The 22033-nt window shown below is 37.3% G+C and carries 26 protein-coding genes; 24 read left to right on the forward strand and 2 right to left on the reverse strand.

Annotated elements, in window-relative coordinates; translation table 11 throughout:
• The first annotated feature begins 60 nt into the window (after positions 1–60).
• The 12 genes from AC3ANV_RS08240 to AC3ANV_RS08295 all read left to right on the forward strand — a co-directional run bounded on the left by AC3ANV_RS08240 (position 61) and on the right by AC3ANV_RS08295 (position 10813).
• A complete protein-coding gene (locus tag AC3ANV_RS08240) occupies positions 61–894 on the forward strand; it encodes a purine-nucleoside phosphorylase (protein ID WP_488313144.1) in 834 nt (277 codons plus the stop codon).
• Positions 894–2198 carry a pyrimidine-nucleoside phosphorylase gene (locus AC3ANV_RS08245; RefSeq protein ID WP_488313145.1) on the forward strand — a complete coding sequence of 435 codons (1305 nt, stop codon included), beginning with the start codon at positions 894–896 and terminating at the stop codon, positions 2196–2198. Before AC3ANV_RS08240 ends, AC3ANV_RS08245 begins: the two co-directional genes overlap by 1 nt.
• A gap of 170 nt (positions 2199–2368) precedes the next feature.
• Positions 2369–3541, forward strand: coding sequence for a D-alanyl-D-alanine carboxypeptidase family protein (locus AC3ANV_RS08250; protein WP_488313146.1), 1173 nt, complete (start codon positions 2369–2371; stop codon positions 3539–3541).
• A gap of 139 nt (positions 3542–3680) precedes the next feature.
• Entirely contained in the window at positions 3681–4031 is a 351-nt protein-coding gene (gene spoIIAA, locus AC3ANV_RS08255) for an anti-sigma F factor antagonist (RefSeq protein WP_488313147.1), read from the forward strand.
• A 1-nt stretch (position 4032) separates the two neighbouring features.
• The gene (gene spoIIAB / locus AC3ANV_RS08260) at positions 4033–4473 is read left to right on the forward strand and encodes an anti-sigma F factor (protein ID WP_488313148.1); all 441 of its coding nucleotides are present in this window, start codon (positions 4033–4035) and stop codon (positions 4471–4473) included.
• Between the two features lie 12 nt (positions 4474–4485).
• On the forward strand, positions 4486–5244 hold the full coding sequence (sigF, locus tag AC3ANV_RS08265) for an RNA polymerase sporulation sigma factor SigF (protein ID WP_488313149.1): 759 nt from the start codon (positions 4486–4488) through the stop codon (positions 5242–5244).
• Between the two features lie 102 nt (positions 5245–5346).
• The gene (locus AC3ANV_RS08270) at positions 5347–5967 is read left to right on the forward strand and encodes a stage V sporulation protein AA (RefSeq protein ID WP_488313150.1); all 621 of its coding nucleotides are present in this window, start codon (positions 5347–5349) and stop codon (positions 5965–5967) included.
• Positions 5957–6382, forward strand: coding sequence for a stage V sporulation protein AB (locus AC3ANV_RS08275; RefSeq protein WP_488313151.1), 426 nt, complete (start codon positions 5957–5959; stop codon positions 6380–6382). The genes AC3ANV_RS08270 and AC3ANV_RS08275 overlap by 11 nt, the downstream gene beginning before the upstream one ends.
• 27 nt (positions 6383–6409) lie before the next feature.
• On the forward strand, positions 6410–6988 hold the full coding sequence (gene spoVAEA / locus AC3ANV_RS08280; RefSeq protein WP_488313152.1) for a stage V sporulation protein SpoVABEA: 579 nt from the start codon (positions 6410–6412) through the stop codon (positions 6986–6988).
• Complete coding sequence (locus AC3ANV_RS08285; RefSeq protein WP_488313153.1) at positions 6972–8462, forward strand: spore germination protein; 1491 nt, start codon at positions 6972–6974, stop codon at positions 8460–8462. Before spoVAEA ends, AC3ANV_RS08285 begins: the two co-directional genes overlap by 17 nt.
• A gap of 160 nt (positions 8463–8622) precedes the next feature.
• Positions 8623–9927: a diaminopimelate decarboxylase gene (gene lysA / locus AC3ANV_RS08290; protein ID WP_488313154.1), complete on the forward strand. Its 1305-nt coding sequence runs from the start codon at positions 8623–8625 to the stop codon at positions 9925–9927.
• Between the two features lie 508 nt (positions 9928–10435).
• Positions 10436–10813, forward strand: coding sequence for a GNAT family N-acetyltransferase (locus AC3ANV_RS08295; protein WP_488313155.1), 378 nt, complete (start codon positions 10436–10438; stop codon positions 10811–10813).
• Here AC3ANV_RS08295 and AC3ANV_RS08300 read toward each other — a convergent pair.
• Both AC3ANV_RS08300 and AC3ANV_RS08305 read right to left on the reverse strand, forming a co-directional pair.
• A complete protein-coding gene (locus tag AC3ANV_RS08300; protein ID WP_488313156.1) occupies positions 10810–11334 on the reverse strand; it encodes a DUF309 domain-containing protein in 525 nt (174 codons plus the stop codon). The two genes, AC3ANV_RS08295 and AC3ANV_RS08300, sit on opposite strands and share 4 nt — an antisense overlap.
• Before the next feature lie 110 nt (positions 11335–11444).
• Positions 11445–11540, reverse strand: coding sequence for a YjcZ family sporulation protein (locus tag AC3ANV_RS08305; RefSeq protein ID WP_488313157.1), 96 nt, complete (start codon positions 11538–11540; stop codon positions 11445–11447).
• A gap of 207 nt (positions 11541–11747) precedes the next feature.
• Here AC3ANV_RS08305 and AC3ANV_RS08310 point away from each other — a divergent pair, with 207 nt between their 5' ends.
• The 12 genes from AC3ANV_RS08310 to ccsB all read left to right on the forward strand — a co-directional run bounded on the left by AC3ANV_RS08310 (position 11748) and on the right by ccsB (position 22008).
• Entirely contained in the window at positions 11748–12518 is a 771-nt protein-coding gene (locus AC3ANV_RS08310; RefSeq protein ID WP_488313158.1) for a segregation/condensation protein A, read from the forward strand.
• Positions 12505–13092 carry an SMC-Scp complex subunit ScpB gene (gene scpB, locus AC3ANV_RS08315; protein ID WP_488313159.1) on the forward strand — a complete coding sequence of 196 codons (588 nt, stop codon included), beginning with the start codon at positions 12505–12507 and terminating at the stop codon, positions 13090–13092. The genes AC3ANV_RS08310 and scpB overlap by 14 nt, the downstream gene beginning before the upstream one ends.
• A gap of 107 nt (positions 13093–13199) precedes the next feature.
• Positions 13200–13619, forward strand: a complete 420-nt coding sequence (locus AC3ANV_RS08320; RefSeq protein ID WP_488313160.1) for a hypothetical protein — start codon at positions 13200–13202, stop codon at positions 13617–13619.
• Positions 13620–13643: 24 nt separating this feature from the next.
• On the forward strand, positions 13644–14132 hold the full coding sequence (locus tag AC3ANV_RS08325; protein ID WP_488313161.1) for a YpuI family protein: 489 nt from the start codon (positions 13644–13646) through the stop codon (positions 14130–14132).
• Between the two features lie 150 nt (positions 14133–14282).
• Entirely contained in the window at positions 14283–15173 is an 891-nt protein-coding gene (locus AC3ANV_RS08330; protein WP_488314164.1) for a superoxide dismutase, read from the forward strand.
• Between the two features lie 126 nt (positions 15174–15299).
• Positions 15300–16445 carry a D-alanyl-D-alanine carboxypeptidase family protein gene (locus AC3ANV_RS08335; RefSeq protein ID WP_488313162.1) on the forward strand — a complete coding sequence of 382 codons (1146 nt, stop codon included), beginning with the start codon at positions 15300–15302 and terminating at the stop codon, positions 16443–16445.
• Positions 16438–17025 (forward strand): nucleoside recognition domain-containing protein, encoded by a 588-nt coding sequence (locus AC3ANV_RS08340; RefSeq protein ID WP_488313163.1) that lies wholly within the window; start codon positions 16438–16440, stop codon positions 17023–17025. Before AC3ANV_RS08335 ends, AC3ANV_RS08340 begins: the two co-directional genes overlap by 8 nt.
• Positions 17026–17031: 6 nt before the next feature.
• The gene (locus tag AC3ANV_RS08345) at positions 17032–17568 is read left to right on the forward strand and encodes a spore maturation protein (protein WP_488313164.1); all 537 of its coding nucleotides are present in this window, start codon (positions 17032–17034) and stop codon (positions 17566–17568) included.
• A gap of 248 nt (positions 17569–17816) precedes the next feature.
• Complete coding sequence (gene rluB / locus AC3ANV_RS08350) at positions 17817–18554, forward strand: 23S rRNA pseudouridine(2605) synthase RluB (RefSeq protein ID WP_488313165.1); 738 nt, start codon at positions 17817–17819, stop codon at positions 18552–18554.
• A gap of 98 nt (positions 18555–18652) precedes the next feature.
• On the forward strand, positions 18653–19177 hold the full coding sequence (gene resA / locus AC3ANV_RS08355; protein ID WP_488313166.1) for a thiol-disulfide oxidoreductase ResA: 525 nt from the start codon (positions 18653–18655) through the stop codon (positions 19175–19177).
• Positions 19178–19197: 20 nt separating this feature from the next.
• A complete protein-coding gene (resB, locus tag AC3ANV_RS08360) occupies positions 19198–20808 on the forward strand; it encodes a cytochrome c biogenesis protein ResB (protein WP_488313167.1) in 1611 nt (536 codons plus the stop codon).
• A 12-nt stretch (positions 20809–20820) separates the two neighbouring features.
• Complete coding sequence (ccsB, locus tag AC3ANV_RS08365) at positions 20821–22008, forward strand: c-type cytochrome biogenesis protein CcsB (protein WP_488313168.1); 1188 nt, start codon at positions 20821–20823, stop codon at positions 22006–22008.
• The last annotated feature ends 25 nt before the right edge of the window (positions 22009–22033 follow it).

Genomic DNA, 22033 nt, shown 5'->3' on the forward strand with positions numbered 1-22033 from the left:
CAATTCTCAAAGAAAAGATGATATTAATTTCTTTTATTATATTTATGTGGGGGTAATAACATGGATTTCGAAAAAATTCAAAATGCGGCAGGTTTTTTAAAAGGAAAATATACAAAAGTACCAAAAATTGGCTTAATACTAGGATCAGGGCTTGGAGTGTTAGCGGATGAAATTGAAAGCCCGGTAAAAATACCATACAACGAGATTCCTGATTTTCCAATTTCAACTGTTGAAGGCCATGCAGGACAGCTCGTTTTTGGCTTACTTAACGGTGTTGAAGTTGTCGCGATGCAAGGGCGCTTCCATTACTATGAAGGCTACAGTTTCGATAAGGTGACTTTCCCCGTTCGCGTAATGAAGGAATTGGGTATCGAAATGTTGATTGTAACGAATGCAGCCGGCGGTGTAAATGAAAGCTTTACCCCTGGAGATTTAATGATTATTTCCGATCATATCAATTATATGGGATCCAATCCATTAATTGGCCCGAATGACTCTCGTCTCGGAGTTCGTTTCCCTGATATGTCAGAGGCGTATACAAGAGAATTACGCGAAACAGCAAAAGAAATTGCTACCAGATTAAACATTGAAGTAAAAGAAGGAGTTTATTTTGGATTTTCGGGACCTGTCTATGAAACGCCGGCAGAGATTCGAATGGTACGGACATTGGGTGGAGATGCGGTCGGAATGTCGACAGTTCCGGAAGTAATTGTCGCACGCCATGGAGGATTAAAGGTGCTGGGGATTTCTTGCATAACTAATATGGCTGCAGGGATACTTGATCAGCCATTATCACATGAAGAGGTCATTGAAACGACTGAAAAAGTAAAATCAAACTTCCTTTCATATATAAAAGAAATTGTTAAAAATATTGGATTAAGTGGTGATAAGTAATGAGAATGGTTGACTTAATTGAGAAAAAAAGAGATGGACTCGAATTATCGACAGATGAAATTAATTTTATTATTAACGGATATACAGATGGCACGATTCCCGATTATCAAATTAGTGCTTTAACAATGGCGGTCTTTTTTAAAGGAATGACTGAAAAGGAAAGAGCCGATTTAACATTAGCAATGGTAGAATCCGGTGATCAAATAGATTTATCCGGTATTAAAGGAATTAAAGTAGATAAACACTCAACAGGCGGTGTAGGTGACACAACAACACTCGTCCTTGGCCCGCTTGTTGCAGCTGTCGGTGTACCGGTTGCTAAAATGTCCGGACGCGGTTTAGGTCATACCGGTGGGACGATAGATAAATTAGAATCGGTGAAAGGTTTTCATGTTGAAATTGAAAACGATGAGTTTATTGAACTTGTAAACAAAAACAAGATTGCCGTAATTGGTCAAAGCGGAAATTTAACCCCTGCTGATAAAAAACTTTATGCACTTAGGGATGTGACCGCGACGGTTGATAGTATTCCACTAATCGCGAGCTCCATCATGAGCAAAAAAATTGCTGCCGGTGCTGATGCTATTGTTCTCGATGTTAAAACGGGTGCAGGAGCATTCATGAAGACACTAAATGACTCAAGAGAATTGGCAAAGGCAATGGTACGGATTGGGAATAATGTTGGCAGAAGAACGATGGCCGTTATTTCCGATATGAGTCAGCCTCTTGGTTTTGCAATTGGAAACGCTCTTGAAGTAAAAGAGGCTATTGATACGTTAAAAGGGGAAGGACCTGAGGACTTAACAGAACTTTGTTTAACTCTCGGAAGCCATATGGTTTATTTGGCTGAGAAGGCCGGTTCATTAGCCGAAGCACGATCCATGCTTGAAAAAGTAATAAAAGACGGTACAGCACTGGAAAAACTAAAAGTCTTTTTAAGTTCGCAAGGCGGAGACGCTACGATTGTTGACGATCCTTCGAAAATGCCGCAGGCACAATATATCTATGAACTTGAAGCGAAAGAAGCAGGCTATGTTTCTGAAATCGTTGCGGATGAAGTTGGCACAGCAGCAATGCTTTTAGGAGCAGGCCGGGCAACGAAAGAATCAATTATTGATTTAGCCGTAGGGCTTGTATTAAGAAAAAAAATCGGCGATAAAGTAGAAAAAGGTGAATCATTAGTAACCATTTACAGCAATTTTGAAGATGTAAAAGAAGTAAAAGATAAGCTTTATGAAAATATTAAGGTATCATCAACAAAAGTCGATGCACCTATCCTAATTCATGAAGAAATAACAGAATAACAAGAAAAGCTATAGCGCCTGTCGCCTCCAGGCGCTCTGGCAAGACAATAATGATTAAAAAGTCCGGAATTTAGTCCCCGGACTTTTTTTATTTTATTCATAGGAAATAACTGTATAAAGTTGCTCGATTTGGAAAAAATGGAGGCTATAAAGAATGGAGGGTTATGCGAATGAAACGATTAATCTCTTTAATGGTGATATTCTTTTTGTTTACCAGTTTAGGTATTCCTTCTGCGTGGGCTTCAGAAAAACAAAGCACCACAGATATTGCCGGCAATGTTAAGTCAGCAATATTAATTGAACGGGATACAGGCAAGGTCCTTTATGAGAAAAATAGTCAAGAGAAGTTGCCACCGGCAAGTATGACAAAAATTATGACGATGCTGCTCATCATGGAAGCTATTGATCAGGGGAAACTAAGCTGGAATGAAAAAATTCGGACCAGCGAATATGCTGCCTCTATGGGCGGTTCACAAATATTCTTGGAACCGGGAGAAGAAATGACCACGAAGCAAATGCTTATGGGTATAGCGATTGGTTCAGGGAACGACGCTGCGGTTGCAATGGCGGAGAGAATTGCAGGCTCTGAAGATGCATTTGTCGACATGATGAATAAAAAGGCAAAACAGCTGGGGTTGAAACATACTTTCTTTAAAAATACAACAGGATTACCTGTCAGCGGCCATTTTAGTTCAGCATATGATATGGCCATAATGGCAAAGGAACTATTAAAATATGAAGACATAACGAAATTTACCGGTATGTATGAAGGATACCTGCGTGAAAATACGGATAAAAAATTCTGGCTTGTGAACACCAATAAATTGGTACGATTTTATCCTGGAGTGGATGGCTTAAAAACCGGCTTTACTGCTGAAGCCAAATACTGTTTAACAGCAACGGCCCAAAAAAATGGGATGCGTGTGATAGCTGTTGTTTTTGGTGCCCCTACTTCTAAGGAAAGAAACGCACAAGTAACAAAAATGCTTAATTATGCATTTAGTCAATATCAAACACACCCAATGTTTAAGAGAAATCAACCAATCGCTAAAGCAAACGTTAGCAAAGGAAAAGAAAAGTCTGTTGAGGCCGTAACAAGTGAACCACTTTCCTTACTAACAAAAAAAGGTGAAAAGACAGAGGATGTAAAGAAGAAAGTAATTCTTCAAAAGAATCTTAATGCCCCTATTCATAAAGGAGATAAGGTTGGAACCATCAAATTGATAAAAGATGGGAAAGTTATTCTGGAAAGTTCGTTAGTCGCTAATAAAGATGTCAAAGAAGCAGGATGGTGGACCCTGTATAAGCGTTCGTTTGGAATGTTTACAAAAGCAGGAAGCTGAATTAGCGGTGTGTAACTGTCGAATAACAAAATTTAGTCACTACTTTTAGCGAATTACGACTAGTTTTGTCCAGGTAGAAGGAAATTAACTGTCCAGCATAGAATTGACTCACTATACCAGATGAAGGAGGCTAGGAATAGTGAGTCTTAACATTGAATTGGAAATAAAACATGATGTTCTATGCATTCGCTTAAGCGGTGAATTGGATCACCATACAGCGGATGCACTTCGAGAACAAGCTGCAAATGTTATTGAAAAGAACGATATACGCCATATTGTCTTAAATCTGGAACGACTTTCTTTTATGGATAGCTCAGGATTAGGAGTTATTTTAGGAAGATACAAACAAATCAAGCAGGTGCACGGTGAAATGGTTGTATGTGCGATTTCCCCTGCAATACAAAGATTATTCGATATGTCCGGTTTATTCAAAATCATCAAAATGGAACCGACAGAAGAATTTGCATTGCAAAGATTGGGGGTGGCCTGATATGAAGAATGAAATGAATCTTCAATTCAGTGCTTTAAGTCAAAATGAATCATTTGCACGTGTCACCGTTGCGGCATTTATTGCCCAGCTTGATCCGACAATGGATGAGCTGACAGAACTTAAAACAGTTGTATCGGAAGCCGTGACCAATGCGATTATACATGGGTATGAAAATGATCCAAATGGTATTGTCTATATTCAAGTATCGATTGAGGATAGCTTAATTGATATGACAATAAAAGATGTTGGATTTGGAATTGTAGATGTGGAGGAAGCTCGTCAGCCATTATTTACAACAAAACCGGACTTAGAACGATCCGGTATGGGATTCACCATCATGGAAAATTTCATGGATGAGGTTGAGGTTCATTCACAGCCAGGTAGAGGAACCGAGGTTAGATTACGAAAGCATTTACAAACTCGCAAAATGCTTTGCAATTAAGGAGACTTGCCAATGGATGTGGAGGTCAAGAACGAAAAAAATCAAACATATTTAAAGGATCATGAAGTGAAAGAGCTTATTAAAAAGAGCCAAGAGGGAGACCAAGGGTCAAGAGATTTAATTGTTGAAAAAAATATGCGTCTCGTTTGGTCCGTTGTGCAACGCTTTCTAAACAGGGGGTATGACCCTGATGATCTTTTTCAAATTGGTTGTATCGGATTATTAAAATCGGTAGATAAATTTGATCTTTCTTATGATGTGAAATTTTCTACCTATGCTGTGCCGATGATTATCGGTGAAATCCAAAGATTTATTCGCGATGATGGAACCGTTAAGGTCAGCCGTTCCTTAAAAGAAATGGGGAACCGGATCAGAAAAGCAAAAGATGAGTTATCGAAAACATTTGGCAGAGTCCCAACTGTTAACGAAATATCAGAGTATCTCGGACTACCCCCGGAGGATGTCATCCTGGCCCAAGAAGCAAGTAGGACTCCTTCCTCAATTCATGAAACGGTCTATGAAAACGACGGAGATCCAATCACATTATTGGATCAAATCGATGACGGTAACGATGGAAAATGGTTCGATAAAATTGCTTTAAAAGAAGCGATTCGTGAATTGGATGAACGTGAAAGACTCATTGTTTATTTAAGATATTATAAAGATCAAACCCAATCTGAAGTAGCGCTCCGGCTAGGTATTTCTCAGGTTCAGGTTTCAAGGCTTGAAAAAAAGATATTGATGCAAATGAAAGACCGGATGGATCTCTGAATCCAGCCGGTCTTTTTTTTATCCATTTTTTGGTTATCATGAAAAAATCCTTTATACCCATACTATTTATACGAGGAAATCTATGTGTGGGAAGTGAATGTTTTGGAAAAAACAATCTACGTCCGCATGCGGAACCGGGTTCAGGCTCTTCCTGATGAAAAGATTTTTTTTAAGGATGTAGCACAAATCATTGCCCCGGAGGCATATCTTTCACAATTAGAAAACATGATGATCCATCATGTTTCAGAAAAAGATAAAAATATTGTCATTATTGATGTTATGAAAGTGATTGATATGGTCAATTCTTTTTTTAAGGAATTGGAAATACAAACAATTGGTCCTGCGCAAACTATTATTGAAGTGAAATTTAAGAAAAAAGGAGTTTCCATTCCTTTTTTTCTTTTAATTTGGTTTTTACTATTTTTTGGTTCAGCAATGGCCATTATGAATTTCCATGATGATGTAAGCATGAAAATTGTTCAGGAAAAATTGTATACCATCATTACCGGAGTTAAAGAACCCAAGCCATTCTTGTTTCAAATTCCCTATTCAATTGGATTAGGTCTTGGGATGATTTTATTTTTTAATCATGTATTTCAAAAGCGTATAAATGAGGAACCCAGTCCACTGGAAGTAGAAATGTTTAATTATCAACAGGATTTAGATAATTATGTAATCATTCATGAAAATAAGGAAAGTATGAAAAAGCTTGATGACGATTAAGATTCTTGGAGTAATATTTTTGGGCCTAGCAAGTGGATTGGCGGTAGGATCCGGTTTTGTTGCTTTTCTTACCGTACTCGGAGTGATTCCGAGACTGACACAGCTATCAAAAACAATGAAAATGATTCAACATTATGAATGGGCTGTAGTCATCGGGGCTCTAACCGGAGTAATGGCAAGCTTAAGGGATCCTGTTTTAGGAATCTCTGCCTATTTTTTAATTCCCCTCGGATTAACCGGCGGTATCTTTGTTGGGATGTTAGCTGCAGCCCTAACAGAGGTTTTAAATGTTTTGCCGATTCTAGCAAAAAGAATCCGATTGGATGGGAAGATTATTCTGCTGATAATGGCTATTGTATTAGGAAAAATCTTTGGATCAATTTTTCAATGGGTTTATTTTATACCTCATAAATAAGACTGCGCCATGAAAGGACATCACAGTATGAGCATTCGGAGGCGTGTTATTTTAATAACTGATGGTGATGAATATGCAAAAAGGGCAGTAGAGCATGCTGCTCATGAAGTAGGCGGTCGCTGTATTTCTATGTCACAAGGAAATCCGTCTGTTTTAACAGGTCCTGAACTTGTTCAATTAATTAAAAAGACCCCGTATGACCCTGTATTGGTCATGTTTGATGATAGTGGTTTATTAGGAGAGGGTGCAGGTGAAAAAGCATTGAAATTTGTGGCAAGCCATGAGGAAATTGAAGTTCTTGGGGTCATTGCCGTTGCTTCGAAAACAAGACAGGCAGAATGGACAAAGGTCAATGTAAGCATCGACCGGGATGGAGAGCTGACTCCGTATGGGGTTGACAAGTTCGGTATACCGGAATTGGAAATCGGAAGACTAAATGGAGATACAGTCTATTGCTTAGATGAATTAGACGTCCCTCTTATCGTAGGTATTGGTGATATTGGAAAAATGGCAAGACGTGATCACTACGAACACGGTTCACCGATTACAAGAAAAGCGGTAGAACTAATACTGGAAAGGAGCGGTTTTCATGACAAGAAAAAGTGATTACAAATGGCCAATCCCCGAATCAGTGAATGAGATTGAACATTACATGAAACAAAGGGTTGGATTAGGAATAAGCTTTGACTTAAATATTCGTAAGATAAAGGTTTTAAAAAGAGATGTCCACATATATTCTATTAGCGGATTATGTGATACTCGATTTGCGATTAAACTGATCGAAGAATTGGTTGAGGTTAATGATCATGAAAAATTATCTTCGGATGTTTTTAAGGTAATTGAAAACCGTCTTCTCAACCAATCTGTACAACCAATCAAATTACTAAACGAATTGGTCGACTTTTTACTATCCGGATTAATTGTAGTTGCCATTGATGGTGAAAGTACAGCATTTGTTATTGATGTCAGGAATTACCCCGGGCGCTCGCCGCAGGAACCGGATACAGAAAAGGTAGTCAGAGGTGCACGTGATGGTTTTGTCGAAAATATAATTCTTAATACAGCATTAATAAGGAGAAGAATAAGAGACGAACGACTTCGATACGAAATGATAAGGGTTGGAGAACGGTCGTATACAGATGTTTCTTTGGCCTATTTAGAAGATGTGGCTGACCCTGATTTAGTAAATATTCTCAGAAAAGAATTAATGGCCATTGAAATTGATGGTATTCCAATGGCTGATAAAACGATTGAAGAGTTTATTTTAAAACAGGGGTTTAATCCATTTCCACTCGTAAGATATACAGAGCGAGCAGATGTTGCTGCTGCACACATTTTAGAAGGTCATATTATTATAATTACAGATACTTCACCGAGTGTCATTATTGCACCAACCACATTCTTTCATCATGTACAGCATGCGGAGGAATTCCGTGAATCACCGGCAATGGGGACCTTTTTGCGCTGGACTCGTTTTTTAGGGGTTCTAACATCTATATTATTGCTTCCATTATGGCTGTTATTTGTATTGGAACCTTCTTTATTGCCTGAAAAACTCTCATTTATTGGACCGAATGAACAGACCAATATTCCTATCATTGTTCAAATATTTTTAGCCGATTTTGGGATCGAATTTTTAAGACTCGCTGCCATTCATACCCCAACCCCTCTTTCAACGGCAATGGGCTTAATTGCGGCGGTGTTAATCGGGCAGATTGCCATTAGTGTTGGTCTATTTGTTCCGGAAGTCATCCTGTATGTAGCAGTGTCCGGTATCGGGACATTTACTACACCTAGTTATGAGCTAAGTATAGCAAATAAAATAGCCAGATTAACCTTATTGATTTTTGTTGCAATATTCCATACACCGGGCTTTGTCATAGGGACTACTATACTGTTTATTTTTCTTGTCAATACGCGTGCGCTCAATACACCCTATTTTTGGCCTTTTCTTCCTTTCGAGCCAAAAGGATTCATGCAAATTATTTTTCGGCGAGCGATACCTGGTTCACTTCTCAGACCGAGTATTGTTCACCCAAGAAATCGGTATCGCCAACCACCTAATTCGAATGAGAAATAATTGCAGATTTTATTCTGATATGCTAAAGTAATTTTAATTAAATAAAGGAATAAAGGATTTAAAATAGGCAGTTTCTTTTTGAGATTCTGTCTATTTATTTATTATCATTTTGGTTGTTTACATCAACTGATTATGAGTTAAAACGGAGAGAGGGAAGGGAATGTATTTTTACGGGACAACAGGCGTTAATAAAAAGGGGCATTTAGAAATTGGCGGTGTTGATGCGGTTGAATTAACACGGGAATTTGGAACTCCCCTTTATGTATATGACGTAGCGTTAATGAGAGAAAGGGCAAAAGGCTTTAAAGAGGCTTTTGAACAACAACAAATAAATGCACAGGTTGCTTATGCCAGTAAAGCATTTTCGACGATTGCGATGTTACAGCTTGCTGAAGAAGAAGGGTTATCACTTGATGTCGTTTCCGGCGGTGAATTGTATACAGCAATCAAGGCAGGTTTTCCAACAGATAGAATTCACTTTCATGGTAATAATAAAAGCAGAGAAGAATTGGAAATGGCTTTAGACAACAGGATCGGCTGCATTGTAGTTGATAATTTTTATGAATTAGCACTGCTAAAAACGATTTGCAGCGAGAAAGATACAAAGGTAAACATACTATTAAGGATTACTCCCGGTATTGAAGCCCATACACATGATTATATTTTAACCGGTCAGGAAGATTCAAAATTCGGTTTTGACCTTCAAAATGGACAAGCGGAAAATGCATTACTTACGGCACTGCAATGTAATCATTTTGATCTGCTTGGACTACACTGTCATATTGGTTCGCAAATATTTGAGACAACAGGTTTTCTACTGGCAGCCAAAAAAATAGTTGAAAAAATGGCCGCATGGAAAAATGTGCATTCGTTTGAAGCGAAGGTATTAAATCTAGGTGGAGGATTTGGTATTCGCTATACGAAGGAAGATGAGCCAATTCTGCCTTCACAATACGTAACTGAAATAATTAAAGAAGTAAAGAACCTAACCCGGCAATATTCGTTGAAGATGCCGGAGATTTGGATAGAACCGGGAAGATCTCTTGTAGGTGATGCAGGTATCACTTTATACCAAGTCGGCTCATCTAAAGAAGTACCGGGTGTCAGGAAGTATTTAGCAGTCGATGGCGGAATGAGCGATAATATAAGACCCGCACTCTATCAGGCAAAGTATGAGGCTGTGCTCGCAAATAAACCGTTAGCAAAATCAAATGAAACGGTATCGATTGCCGGCAAATGCTGTGAATCAGGGGATATGCTGATATGGGATTTGCCTCTGCCTGAAACGGGAGAAGACGATATTTTGGCTGTATTTTGTACGGGTGCCTATGGATACTCAATGTCAAACAATTACAACCGATTGCCGCGGCCTGCTGTTGTTTTTGTTGAAAATGGGGAAGCAACACTTGTTGTAAAAAGAGAGACATATGAAGATATAATTCGACTTGATTTGCCATTGAAATAAGGAAGAGGCTGATCCATATTGGTCAGCCTCTTCCTTATTTTTCCTATAATTTAAAAGAAACCAATTTATAACAAATACCAATTAAATAAACATAATTACATATGGGAGTTTCATAGATTGTATTTTTATACTGAGAAAGCAAGATTTCGAAGAGAGAATGGATTAATTCAGTTATTTAGTGTAGAATGTAGGACAAGTGCGCCTCTTCAAATAATTTTCGAGGAGAGTTTTTTATGAAAAGAAGTAACTGGACTGTATTTAGTATTCTTATTGGTCTATCCCTTGTCTGGGGAGTGATCTATTGGGTATTTATTGGCCATAATCAATAGTAATATAAGGATTGATGAATAAACATTTATTATGTATGATGGTTGGTAGTGAAACATTTTATGCATTAGCTACATATACTAGATAAAATTGTTTATTAATCATTTATTTGGAAAAAATAGACTATTGCTAAACCGAGGATTATTATAGGTTTATTTAATATAATGAGGGATCGATCTATATGTTAATTCGTTATAAGAAAACATTCGAAAAAATTGCAATGGGTTTACTTTCTTTTATGCCTAGTGAAAAGGATTTAAAGAAACTCCAACTAACAATGAAGGAGTATGAAACAGCTGAGGATTGGCAGCTTTTTTTGTGGAAGGAAGAGGATATTATCGGACTTCTTGGTGTTCTTTATCATGATGATCCAAACATTTTGGAAATTCAGCATATATCGGTTAACCCTTCACACCGGTTTCAAGGGGTTGGGAAAAGAATGGTAAAATCTCTAAAGGATATGTTTCCCGATAAAAAAATAATCTCAAATGAAAATACAGCTGCATTTCTAGGAAAATGTGATGTTTGTGAGGGTCACCTATTAAAAGGCAACGATTAAAATTCGTTGCCTTTTCTTTCTATCAATGCATGCGCCCGATCTTGAATGACACTTGTCCTGTCCCGTAATTTATGACGATGAATTAAGCTTTCATTTGCTAAATTACTTTTTTGTCCCCATAAAAATCCGGATTGTTTACATTCGCTTTTGGATTCTTTAAGTAAATGCAGGTCACAAATTGGCAATTCAAAGCTTGTATAAGCTACTTCTTTTTCAATGGCGGATAACCGTTGATTTAACAACGTGATAAAAATCGTTTTATCAAAACCAAGACTTGTTAAAGCGGAAGATTGTACCCTAAAAATAGTTAACGCCTTTTCTAAAGTTCTCTTAGCACCTTTAAAATTGCCCCGGCGGTGATGATAGGCTGATACCGCTAACTGTATAAATCCTACCCAAATGGAATCTTTATTTCCCTTATCTATTCTTTTCCAGTAGTCTTCGAGTATTTCATGACATTCAAAATAATCCCTATCTCCATGAAAATGTATCAAGTACTGAATAAGCTCTTTTGGATACAAGAGATCCCCCCTCCCGAATGCTTTATGTATAGTATAGTTTAGCACATTTTAATAAAAAAAAGCCCGCCTTTATGACGGGCTTCCGAGTCCTTTTCTATAACATCTTGTTATTAATAGATCCAGGAAGCACCAACGATAATTAACAAAATGAATAGAACTACGATTAACGCAAAGCCGGCTCCAAAACCGTGTACGCCATCAGACATAATTAAAACCTCCTATAAGTTTTTGTTCTTTTCCTTGTCATCATATGTAGTGGATTTGTCCAATGTTATGGGCAATCATCATGTTTTCGAGAATAAAGCCGGTACACGGTTGATTTTACTATTGGATAACCAATATGAATCCTCTATACTATTAATAGTCCTTTTGTATTTAAGACGAATTTTTTTTAGGAAATTTGGTGAAATAAAATGCCATACCAAGTGAAAATTGATGCATTTGAAGGACCATTGGACTTACTTCTGCATTTAATTAATCGGCTTGAAATTGATATATATGATATTCCTGTTGCCCAAATAACAGAGCAATATTTAATTTACATTAAAACAATGAATGAACTGAAACTGGATGTCGCAAGTGAATTTTTAGTGATGGCTGCAACATTGCTGGCGATTAAAAGCAAGATGCTGCTGCCAAAGCATGAAGAGATTATCGATGAAGAGGATTTTGAAAATTCCTTTGAAGAAGATCCAAGGGACGAGCTTGTTGAAAAGCTAATTGAATATCGAAAATATAAAGAAGCGGCTCAGGACCTTAAATCAATGGAGGAAGAACGGGGTCTCATGTATACAAAGCCTCCTAGCGATCTTTCTGATTTTACAAAAGAAATACAACCGGACCGAACGGAATTAAATGTTTCACTCTATGATATGTTGGCTGCTTTTCAAAAATTATTACGGAGAAAGAAACTGCAAAGACCGATGGCTACAAAGATTGCCCGTCAGGAAATCTCCATTGAGAAACGAATGAATCAAATAATGGCTGAATTGAAACAGATAAAGGGTCGAAAAAGATTTGAAGATTTATTTCCATACCCTGCAAAGGAACATATCGTTGTAACGTTCTTAGCAATCTTGGAGCTAATAAAAAGAAACGAAATCGATGTTGAACAGCAAGAAAACTTTGGTGAAATCTTTGTTGAAGCTGTTAGCGAAGGAGTAGATGTGGTTGGATATAATTAATTGGAATAGCATATTGGAAAGCCTTTTATTTGCAGCAGGGGATGAAGGGCTTTCACTTAAACAATTGGCAGAGGTTTTAGAGGTTGATACCTTGATGGCGAGCGAAATCATAGAAGAATTAAGGAAAGAATATGACCGAAATGATAAACGGGGAATTATGATAGTACAGCTGGCCGGAACCTATCAGCTTGCAACTAAAAAGGAAAATGCAGCCTATCTGAAGAAGCTTGTGGATTCCCCTAATACGGCCGCTTTGTCACAGGCTGCTTTGGAAACATTAGCAATTATCGCTTATAAACAGCCAATCACTAGGGCGGAAATTGAAGAGATTCGCGGTGTTAAAACAGAAAGACCTCTGCAAACTCTGATGAGCAAAGTGCTCATTAAAGAAGTTGGACGGGCTGAAGGATCCGGAAGGGCTTATCTTTATGGAACCACAAAGGAATTCCTTGATTATTTTGGTTTAAAAAGTATTCAGGAATTGCCGCAGCTTCCCGAAAAAGTGGATGAAGAATTTGTCCAAGAGGAAGCGGACTTATTTTTTGAGAAATTTCAAGAAACGATTAACTCTTAATGTCATCTTTTTATGTTAAAATAAATTTAGTTATTAAATATAAAAATCTTTTTATTATTTAAAAGGTTATTTATTGGTTAGTTAATGGCTGAAGGAGATGGATACATTTGCTTATTAAAGAATGTATAGGGTATGAATTAGAAAAAGAAAAGTCAAATACCTCTGAAGATTTTTTCAATAGAAGTGAAGTTACTTTTATTGAGGATGGTATGGAAAAGACACTTCATGTTTTATATGTTAGATATTTTGAAGAGATTATCAATGAATTTACTCCCTTTCAGCAAAACCCTATCTGGAAAGAAGGCGAGAATGAAGTATTATTTAGGGACATCGTCGCACTTGTTTGCCTGATAAAAAACCCGGGTTTGCGGAAACGCAAACGCTTATACATTAATTCAAAACAAGAATTTGCTGCCTATTTTCAAGAAGTTGATTTTAATAAATTACCAAACATTTTCTTTTCACTTAAACAAAAGAAAAGCTTTGAACTTCGTTCACCACTTGAATTTATTTTACAGCCCAAATAAGGGAAAAATACCGGAGGTGTAAATATGGGAAATATGTTAGTAAAGACACAACTTAATGATGTTAAGGAATTTTTAAAAAAGACAAGTATTACACTGGAAGACTTTTTAAATGAAACAACCATTTCTCAAATGAACTTAGAAAATGAAGAAGATCGTAATTACTATAAATTGATCTTTTCTAATTTACGAAAGCTGGTTGTTTATAGTGAAGAAAGTTTAGATGCATGTGCTGTAATATTACAAAGCGAACCTTTTCAAAAAGCTGCAGCCGAAAAAACACTTTATCGTATTTATCACCAATGCATCGAAGAGTTTTTTTCTCCTAAGAACGATGCTTGGTTCGAAGATAGCCGATCTGCCTATACCGGAAAGAACTCAATCAAGTTCTATCGAAATGTAACTGAAAATCTTCATCAACTAGTTAAAGGACTAGAGGGTGAGTTTCAGAGAATTAGAGAAGAACTTGAATTTTATGAAACTGATTATCGTACGAAAATGATTCAATCAAAATAATTGTTTAAGGGGTGTTCCTTTGGAATTAATAAGATTCCATAGGAACATCCCTTTTTCTTATCCCGCTATCGTTCTTAATAATAATGCTCCTTCATACCATTTAGGTAGACTAAATTCTTACATTAAAGCAAAAAGGAAATGAGGGATATGATGGACCGTTTTAGCGACTATGTTAAAGAATTATTTGAATGGAATGAGCAAATGAAACAATTTCTTGAATCAGAAAAGGTGGGTGCTGATACAGAATTATGGGAGCAACTTGATGACTTTACGGAATTGATTGAAAATACAAGGCGGGAATTATCAGATGCAGAACTGCTTAAATTACAATCGAAGGCAGAGCAAATCCATGACCAAATGGAGGGGTATTTTAGAAGAAAACAAGAAATCGGAAATATTTGGGTTGTTGAAAAACATGTTCCTCCAGGTGGTCACACATTACCGGACCTTCCTTACCCCTATCAGGCATTGGAGCCTTATATTTCCGAAGAAATCATGAGGCTGCACCATGATAAGCACCATCGTTCCTATGTGGATGGCTTAAACCGAGCTGAATTAAATTTGAAGAAGGCAAGGGAGACAAGTGATTTCTCTCTAATTAAGCATTGGTCAAGAGAGCTGGCCTTTCATGGGTCCGGACATTATCTTCATACTATTTTTTGGCGAAATATGACCCCAAATGGAGGAGGAATTCCAAATGGTCTTATAAAAGGAGAAATAGATAATTATTTCGGCAGTTTTGAGGCTTTTAAAAAACATTTCTCTGAAGCTGCAAAACAAGTAGAAGGAGTCGGGTGGGCACTGCTGGTCTGGTCACCAAGAGCAAGGCATTTGGAGATTTTGCAATCTGAGAGGCATATGATCTTAACTCAATGGGATACGATCCCCCTACTTGTGTTAGATGTTTGGGAGCATGCGTATTATCTCCAATATAAAAACAATCGGGCTGAATATGTAGATAATTGGTGGAATATTGTTAATTGGAATGATGTTGAGATCCGATTTGAAAAAGCTGCTGATATTAAATGGCCGGCATTTTAAAAAAAGGGAAAATATAAAAGCAATCGGCTATGATCGATTGCTTTTGTTTTTTTCAGTACATATTGTCATATCAAATTCTGAAATGCATAAACTTGTACTAATAAAAAAGGGGACGAGGTTAATCTAATGAGAGTGATTTTGAAGCTTGTCATTTTTGCCATCATGGTCTCAATAATCATTGCTAACATTCCTCACAAGGTGAATGCTTCCGTTTCCGTTAGCGCAAAAAGTGCTATTTTAATGGAGCAAAAATCGGGTCGTATCCTTTATGAGAAAGATGCAAATACAAAAAGAAGGATCGCCAGCATTACGAAAATCATGACCGCGATTCTTGCTATAGAATCAGGAAAAATGAACCAATATGTTAAAGTAAGTGAACAAGCTACACGTGCTGAAGGTTCATCGGTCTATTTAAAGCCAGGTGAAAAAATAAAGTTAAAAGACTTGGTATATGGATTAATGCTGAGATCCGGGAATGATACAGCAGTTGCTATTGCCGAGTATGTTGGTGGAAGTGTAGAGGGCTTTTCAGTATTAATGAATCAAAAAGCGAGGGAAATCGGAATGTATAATACCCATTTTGCCAATCCCCATGGACTTGATGATTCTAAAGATCATTATTCGACCGCTTATGACATGGCTGTCCTAATGCGTTATGCGATGCAAAATAAAACATTTCGAATTATATCCGGTACGAAAGTTTATCGGTCACCGAATCCGACGGAGGCGTGGGATCGAGTTTGGAAAAATAAAAATCGCTTATTAACGAAATATCAATATAGTACAGGCGGCAAAACAGGCTATACAAAACTCGCAAAAAGAACGTTAGTCACAACGGCAACAAAAGGCGATATGAGCCTGATTGCAGTAACTTTAAATGATTCTGATGATTGGAACGATCATATTTCCATGTACGAAAGTGGATTTAAAGCTTACGATATGGCGGAGGTCCTGCCTAAGGGGAAAATTGACAACGTGAAAAATAAAAATTTTAAGGATCATTTATATCTGAAGGATTCCGTTGTTTATCCTGCAACAAACGAGGAAATGAGTTTATTCTCAGTAAAATACAAATTAAACAAGCCATCAAAAAGCTGGGGGAACAATAAAAAAATGGAGAGTATCGTTGGTAAGGCAGAAGTGTATTTGGATGGGAGAGTTGTGGAAGAAGCGCCGATTTACTATGAAAATGTTCCAGTAAAAAAGAAAGGTCTTTTTGATTTTGTAAAGGAAATCTTTTTAACCGTATTTGGTGTAAGAGCAGATGGTTAATTATATATGGGTGTTTATGACGATAGTTGGGATTGTGTTTGCTCTATTTAATGGAACAATGGAAGAAGTAAATAAAGCTATCTTTGTTGGGGCGAAGGAGGCAGTAACACTTTGTATTGGATTGATTAGTATTCTCGTATTCTGGCTGGGGATGATGCGAATTGCAGAAAAATCAGGTTTGCTGGAAAGCTTAACGAAATTATTTCGTCCGCTGGTGAAACGTTTATTTCCAGAAGTTCCAACAAACCATCCTGCAATGGGATATATTTTATCTAACATGATTGCAAATATGTTTGGTTTGGGAAATGCAGCAACTCCCCTAGGTATAAAAGCGATGGAAGAGTTAAAGCAATTGAATGGAGGGAAAAACTCAGCAAGCCGGTCAATGATCACCTTTTTGGCAATAAATACTGCGAGCATCACAATTATTCCCACAACGGTTATTGCCATTAGAATGAACTATCATTCTGCCTCTCCTACAGAAATTGTCGTACCTACTTTAATTGCCACCATCATATCGGCGATTGGGGCAATAGTAATTGATCGTTATTTTTATTATCGAAGAAGCCGAAAAGGATGAAAAGGTATGGAATTTATATCGCTTATTTCACTAGCTTTTATCCCGGTATTAATAGGTTTTATTCTGTTATATGGGACATTTAAACAAATACCTACCTATGAAAGCTTTGTCGAAGGCGGAAAAGAAGGGATTAAAATTGCGATTTCGATTATTCCCTTTCTTGTCGGAATGCTTGTGGCAATCTCCGTTTTTCGCGCATCAGGTGCATTAGATGCTTTAATGAAATGGATTCGACCATTAATGGAATCAATTGGGATGCCTGCAGAAATTGTCCCATTAGTGTTCATTAGACCAATTTCAGGTACTGCGGCACTTGGAATGACAAGCGATCTAATAGCCAACTATGGACCAGATTCCTTTATTGGAAGGCTGGCATCCGTTTTACAGGGAAGTACAGATACCACCTTATATGTAATAACCGTTTATTTTGGAGCAGTTGGGATTAAAAAAATGGGAGATGCCCTGAAAGTAGGGCTTTTGGCAGATTTAGTCGGTATTGTTGCAGCAATAGCTGTTGTTGCCTTTTTGTTTGGGGCTAAATAGATACTATAAAATGGAAAAAGGAATTAAAAAGCAAGCAGCCTGTCATTGTCAGGGGCTTGCTTTTTTAATTTTCTAGTTTAATCAATATACGTGACTTTGAAAAATGAAGAAGTTGTGTCATAATTCATAAGGATAGAAATATGAATTCGTTTCCTCGACTCATTAGGAAACATTCCTATTTTCCATAAGAGCAACTTTGGTTTTTTCATACCGAGTTTTCTTGATAATGTTACACATGAGGTGAATATATGGAAAGATTACAAAAAGTAATGGCCCGAGCAGGGATTGCTTCAAGAAGGAAATCAGAAGAATTAATTAAAGAAGGTAAAGTAAAGGTAAATGGAAAAGTTGTAAAAGAGCTTGGTATAAAGGTTTCTTCATCCGATAAGGTAGAAGTAAATGGGATTCAGATTGAAAAAGAGGAACCGGTCTATTTTCTTTTATATAAACCCCGGGGAGTCATTTCGAGTGTCAGCGACGATAAAGGCAGAAGAGTTGTGACGGATTACTTTTCTGAGCTAAATATCAGAATTTTTCCTGTCGGCCGCCTTGATTATGATACATCCGGTTTATTGTTATTGACCAATGATGGTGAATTTGCAAACTTACTGATGCATCCAAGCAATGAAATTGAAAAAGTATATGTTGCGAAGATTAAGGGAATTCCTCAAAGAGAGAACCTAAGAAAATTAGAAAAAGGGATTCGTCTTGAAGATGGAAAAACAGCACCGGCAAAAGTTAAAATGCTTTCATTGGATAAGAAAAAACAAACATCTATCATTGAAATTGTTATTCATGAAGGACGAAATCGCCAGGTTAGAAGAATGTTTGAGGCTATTGGTCACGAAGTAGTGAAATTAAAACGTGAACGTTATGGCTTTTTAACCTTGAATGGTTTATCTGCTGGAGATGCAAGAGAGCTAACACCACACGAAGTAAAACAGATAAGGGCTCTGGCGATGGAATCATCTAAAAAAAATTCATAAAAGTGTCACATTTGTTTTCTTGTATAAACACTTTGCTTGAGTTGTAAAATGATATAATTTAGACAAAATGTGTCATAAGATTTACGGGAGGGTTACTTATGAAAAAACGGCGATTAATAATGAGAACGGTAATATTATTCGTTCTTGGCGCTGCCGTTGCCTATTCACTATATGCAAATCTGACAAAAGATGATCAACAGCAGGTTGCAATCGGAAGTGTGGCTCCTGATTTCGTTTTAACAGATATGCATGGTGAAAAACATCGTCTTTCAGATTATAAAGGACAGGGAGTATTCCTGAATTTCTGGGGAACATGGTGTAAGCCTTGTGAAACAGAAATGCCTTACATAAATAATCAGTATCATCAATTTAAAGATAAAGGGGTACAGGTTCTGGCCGTTGATATAAATGAATCCAACCTTGCCGTTAATCAATTTGCACAGCGCCACAAGCTGGATTTCCCGATTATGATTGATAAAGATAAACAGGTAATGAATGTCTACGGAATTGATCCTCTTCCTGCTACTTTCCTGATTGATAAAAATGGAAAAGTAATAAAATATTATACTGGGCAACTAACAGAAGATACTATAAGGGAATTTATGGAGAAAATTAAACCTTAAGGTTGTAGGGAGTTTTTACAATGACAGATGTAAAATGTGAATGTGGGCATGTGAATCCTCATGGGACCGTATTGTGTGAAGCATGCGGAAAAATTCTGGATGAACAAGAAAAAGAAAAACAATTGCTTGATATGCGTTATGAAGGCAGTGCCCGCCGCTCACAGACATACAATAAAACATTTATTGATAAAATTTGGAATTTTTTCTCATCGGTTAAGGTAGGAGTTTGGTTGATCATCGTTACGTTGATAGCTTCAGCTGTCGGGACAATTCTACCTCAGGAAATGTACATACCTCCAACAGTGGCTGCAGACGAGTATTATCAGCAGCAGTATGGTTGGGTTGGGAAATTATATTACCAATTAGGCTTTGAAAATTTATATAGTTCCTGGTGGTATATGCTATTAATCGCAATGATTGGGGTATCTCTGGTCATTTGCAGCCTCGACAGGGTGGTACCCTTATATAAGGCGTTAAAAGCTCAAAATGTCACTAGGCATGAAGGATTTTTAAGACGTCAACGACTCTTTGGAAAAAGCCGATCTGTAAATGAGAATGATTTAGCAACCATTAAAGAGCATTTAAAGGCAAGACGCTATCATGTTCGAGAAGAAAACGGAGATTTGTTAGCCGAAAAGGGGCGTTTTTCCCGATGGGGTCCATATGTTAACCATGTAGGTTTAATTATTTTTTTATTGGGCTGTTTGCTTCGCTCCATTCCGGGAATGTATGTGGATAAGACAATGTGGCTTCGGGAAGGCGAGACTGCTGTCATTCCCGGAACGAACGAGCAATACTATCTTAAAAACGATAAATTTATTCTACAACTCTATGATAAAAACAAGGACAAAACTTTTGAGAGCGCTCTTAGTAAAGTGAATCAAGTAGCGAAAAATTACCAATCAAACGTTGTGCTTTATAAGCAAATTGGCAGGGGGCTTCCGGGCGAAAAACCGGATTTAAAAAAAGAAAAAGACTTCAAAATCCGTGTGAATCAGCCTCTTACCTTTGATGGCTATTCAGTTTTTCAGGTTGATTATAAGCTTGATGAACTCAATGCAATGACTTTTTCATTAACAAACAAAAAATCAGGCCAATCATATGGTGATCTTAAAATTAACCTTTATGATCCTAAAACTAAGTATGAATTGGGAAATGGCTATTCTGTTGAAATTCTAAGCTATTTTCCGGACTTTGAATTTTCCAAGAGCGGAGAACCAACGACTAAATCACGAATTCCAAATAATCCTGCCTTTGTTTTCCGTATGTTTTCTCCAGATAAACCTAAAGGAGAAACAAGTTTTGTTGCAATAAAGCAAACAATTGAACCATTTGGAAATAATGTATATAAAATGTCCTTTAGAGGGATTGAAACAAAAAATGTATCGGGTTTAACAATACGTAAGGATTCAACGCTTTGGGCTATTTTTTTAGGCGGTATTATTTTTATGATAGGTGTTATCCAGGGTGCTTATTGGAATCATCGCCGGATTTGGATTCAAAACAAAAACGGTGAAGTATGGGTTGCAGGCCATACAAACAAGAATTGGTACGGCTTAAAGCGTGAAATTGAAACTGTCCTATCCGATACGAAATTAAATATTCCGGAGGATCAACTTCAAAGGGATTAGGAGGAAGTTTAGTTGGTAACATTAAGTAGTAATTTATTGTTTATAGCTTTTATTCTTTATTTAGTATCCATATTATTTTATGGAGGTTCTATTAAATCAAAGAAGGAATTTGATGAAAAGAAAGGCACTAATCGTTGGGGCAAGATTGCAGTATTTTTAACGATAATCGGCTTTATTTCCCAGCTTGGCTATTTTTTTACGAGATGGATAGCAGCAGGACATGCACCGGTAAGTAATTTATTTGAATTTACGACCTTTTTTGGAATGGCCCTCGTCGGAGCATTTATTGTTATTTATTTTATTTATCAAACTGCACTTCTCGGATTGTTTACAATGCCTGTAGCTGTTTTGGTTATTGCTTATGCAAGTATGTTTCCAAGGGACATAACTCCTTTGATTCCGGCCTTACAAAGTTATTGGCTTAAAATTCATGTAACAACAGCAGCAATGGGAGAAGCAATCCTTTCCATTAGCTTTGCAGCAGGACTGATTTATCTTGTAAAGGCGATTGACCAATCGAAAGCAAGCAAAAGAACCTTTTGGCTGGAAATGGTTATGTTTGCCATGGTTACAACGCTTGGTTTTGTTCTTGTTGCTTCTTCTTTTTCAGGTATGGGTTATCATGAAAGCTTTAAATGGATTGACAAAAATAAGAATGAAGTTACTGTTGATTACACGATGCCGGCCCTTACAGGCCCACATGAGTATAAATTACAGACAAAAGGAGCCTTTCGTCCGCTCGTTGCCATGCCGGCTCTTATCAATGCCAAGAAATTAAACTCTGTAATTTGGTCTTTAATGGGTGGTTTGGTATTATATGGATTGATTCGTTTGATCTTAAGGAAGCGAATTGCAGCGGCACTTCAGCCGTTTGTCAAAAACATTAAACTCGATTTTGTTGATGAGATAAGTTATCGGTCTGTTTTAATCGGTTTTCCCGTCTTTACCTTAGGTGCACTGATTTTTGCGATGATATGGGCACAAATGGCTTGGACCAGGTTCTGGGGATGGGATCCAAAAGAAGTATGGGCATTAATTACCTTTTTATTCTATGCAGCATTTTTACATTTACGCCTTTCAAAAGGGTGGCATGGAGAAAAATCTGCATGGCTTGCCGTTATTGGTTTTACGATCATAATGTTTAATCTTGTGGCTGTAAATCTTGTTATTGCTGGCCTGCATTCATACGCTGGCTCTTAATTGAAAAGCCTTCACTTACATAGGA

The sequence above is a fragment of the Neobacillus sp. DFD-2R genome (genome assembly GCF_057747865.1).